This is a genomic window from Streptomyces sp. SID3343, from assembly GCF_009865215.1.
Taxonomy (GTDB): Bacteria; Actinomycetota; Actinomycetes; order Streptomycetales; family Streptomycetaceae; genus Embleya.
Genome location: NZ_WWJX01001484.1, coordinates 1 through 3019 on the forward strand (window position 1 = coordinate 1; position 3019 = coordinate 3019).

The following is a 3019-nucleotide window of genomic DNA, read 5'->3' on the forward strand; positions in this document are numbered from 1 at the left end:
GGGGGGCGGGCGCGTGGGGGCTGGGACGGGCACAGGGGCCGGGTGGGCACTCGGGCCGGGCGGACGCGGGACGGGGCGCTGTGGGAACGGGACGGGCGTTCGGGCCGGGGCGACGCGGAGCGGGCGTGGGGGGCCGGGACGGGCACTCAGGCCAGGGGGCACGCGGGACGGGCGCGGGGCGGCGGGGTGTCGGGTGCTTGGCGTCGGGGTGCGGGTTCGGAGGGGGGTTGTGCGACCCTGCCCGGGTGCACCCACGTCTGCCCTCGCCGCTGTGCGAGTTGTCCGATCCCCGCCTCGCCGATCGCGGCCTGCGGCTGTGGCTCAAGCGGGACGACCTGATCCACCCCGAGGTCCCGGGCAACAAGTGGCGCAAGCTGAAGTACAACCTCGTCGCGGCCCGCGAGCGAGGGCAGCACACGCTGCTGACGTTCGGCGGCGCGTACTCGAACCACATCCGGGCCACCGCCGCCGCCGGCCACGCGCTCGGCTTCGCGACGGTGGGGGTGATCCGCGGCGACGAGCTGGCGACCCGGCCGCTCAACCCGTCGCTCGCCTTCGCGGCGAGCCGCGGTATGCGGCTGGTGTACCTGGACCGGACCACCTACCGCGCCAAGCACACCCCGCAGGTGCTCGCGGGCCTGCTCGCCGAGCACGGCCCCGCGTACGTCCTCCCGGAGGGCGGCAGCAACGAGTCGGCCGTGCGCGGCTGCGCGGAACTGGCGGTGGAACTGGAGACGCAGGTCGACGAGGCCCGGGACAAGGAAGCCCGGGACGACGAAACCTGGGACAAGGAAGCCCGGGACGACGCGAAGCGAGTCGACGAGAAGCCGGACGTGGCATTCGACATGGTGTGCGTAGCGGTCGGCACCGGCGGCACGCTGGCGGGGATCGCGGCCGGGCTGGGCCCCGGGCGTCGGGCGATCGGCTTCGCGGCGCTCAAGGGCGACTTCCTGGCCGACGACGTGGCCGCCCTGCAACGCCGTACGTACGGCGCCGTGACCGACAACTGGCACGTCGAACACGACTTCCACCATGGTGGCTACGCGCGACGCTCCCCCGCGCTCGACGCGTTCCTCGCCGACTTCGCGAGCCGGCACGACTTCGCGCCGGAGCCGATCTACGTGGGCAGGATGCTGTTCGGGCTGTTCGAACTCGCCCGACGGGACGCGTTCGCGCCGGGTACCGGGATCGTCGCGGTGATCACCGGCTGACGACCCCGTACGGCAACTCCGCCATTCCCCGATGTGGCGGAGCCGCCGCAGGTGACGTGCCGCCCCGTGCCGGCTGTCAGCCTCATCGGTGCCGCCGCCCCGTGTCGGCGGCACCGATGCCGTTCGTCGCCTTGTCGCTCCCCCGAGCGGCGCTCCCGGAGGCTTGCCCCCGTGCCGACAACCCTGCCGGTCGGCCGATGGTCCGGGCATCCGTACAAGTACTCAGATGAGGACCCGAGTATCACCGGTTATTTACCGGTTGATCATCTTTACCGACCCCGCTCGCCCGATCGGTTGTGCCTGCCGAAAAGAAATCTTCCCCGCGCGTACAACCCTCTGCCCGGGTCGCGAGTCTTACCAATCGTGACCCGCTGGGGGGTGGGCCCGTAGACCGTGGGGAGCGGCTACGGGACGGTGAGGGGGACTAGGCCCGGGGGGCGGGCCTAGTCCCCCTCACCCGCATATACGCTGGGCCAACGTGGCTCGCATCGTGGTTGTCGGCGCAGGTATGGGTGGATTGGCGGTGGCCGCTCGACTGGCCACGCTTCGACACGACGTGACGCTCTACGAGCGCTCGTCGTCGACCGGAGGGATGTCCGGGTCGCTCACCCGCGACGGATTCACCTTCACGACCGGGCCCGGCGTACTCACGCTGCCGGCGGTGTACCGCGATCTGTTCCTCAAGACCGGCGCCGCGATCGAGGACGTCGTGGATCTGGTACCGATCGAATCGCCAACCCGGGAGTCGTTCGCCGGCACCGGCACGGGCGGCTCGCGGACGGTCGTGGACGTGCCCAACGCGTCCCGCTCGGGAGTCCACGAGGCGTTCGAGGCCGGCTTCGGCCAGGGCGCCGGCGACGATTGGCAACGGCTGCTGCATCGGGCCGGGGAGATCTGGGGCGTCACCCGCAAGTCGTTCATCGAGACGCCGCTCCTGGCGAACCCCGCGGGGCGGGCCGAGCAACTACGCAGCGCGGGTGGGCGCCGCGACCTGCGGACGACGGCCCCGTGGCGCTCGCTGCGCTCGCTGGGCCGCGGCTACCTGAGCGACGTACGACTGCGCGCCCACCTGGAGCGCTTCGCCGGCGAGGCCGGCTGCGATCCGCGCAAGGCACCCGCGACGCTGGCCGTGCTGCCGTACCTGGAGGAGACCTTCGGGGTGTGGTGGGTCCGCGGCGGCCTGCACCGGATGACCGAGGCGCTGCACGCGCGCTGCGTGCAGCGAAAGGTGAAGGTGCGCACCGAAACCGGCGTCGCCTCGATCGAACTCACCGGCGGCAAGGTGTCCGGCGTGCTGCTCGAAGGCGGCGGCCGGGTCGACGCCGACATCGTGATCACCGACGTACCCGCGCACACCCTGCGCACCGACCTACTGCCGGCCTCGGCACCGGCACCGAGGCCACGCCGGGTACCCGCGCCGTCGTCGGTCCTCGAACTGCACCTCGCGCTGCGCGGCCGCGAGGCGGATGTACCGCACCGGACCTACCTGTTCGCGGACGACCCCGCCCACGAGCCGATCGCGCTGTTCGCGGGCCGGCCCACGCCTCCCGCCGACCCGACGCTGTGCGTACTCGCGCCCGACGACGCCTCACTCGCCCCGGCGGGGCACAGCGCGTGGACGGTCCAGGTACGGGTGCCGCGGCACGGCGACCTCGACTGGACGGCGGCCGACGTGCGCGACACCTACCCCGCGACGCTGCTCGACCTGATGGCCGCCCGCGGCCTCGACGTCCGCGACCGCGTCCTGTGGTCGCGGCTGCGCACCCCCGCCGACCTCGAACACGACACCGCCGCCCCGGGCGGCGCAG

Annotated in this window: 2 protein-coding genes; both read left to right on the forward strand. The window is 73.0% G+C overall.

Going from position 1 to position 3019, the window contains the following annotated elements:
* Positions 1-245: 245 nt before the first annotated feature.
* Positions 246-1211, forward strand: coding sequence for a pyridoxal-phosphate dependent enzyme (locus GT354_RS47265; RefSeq protein WP_161363944.1), 966 nt, complete (start codon positions 246-248; stop codon positions 1209-1211).
* A 478-nt stretch (positions 1212-1689) separates the two neighbouring features.
* A partial coding sequence (locus GT354_RS47270) for an FAD-dependent oxidoreductase (RefSeq protein ID WP_161363946.1) occupies positions 1690-3019 on the forward strand: 1330 nt, incomplete at its 3' end.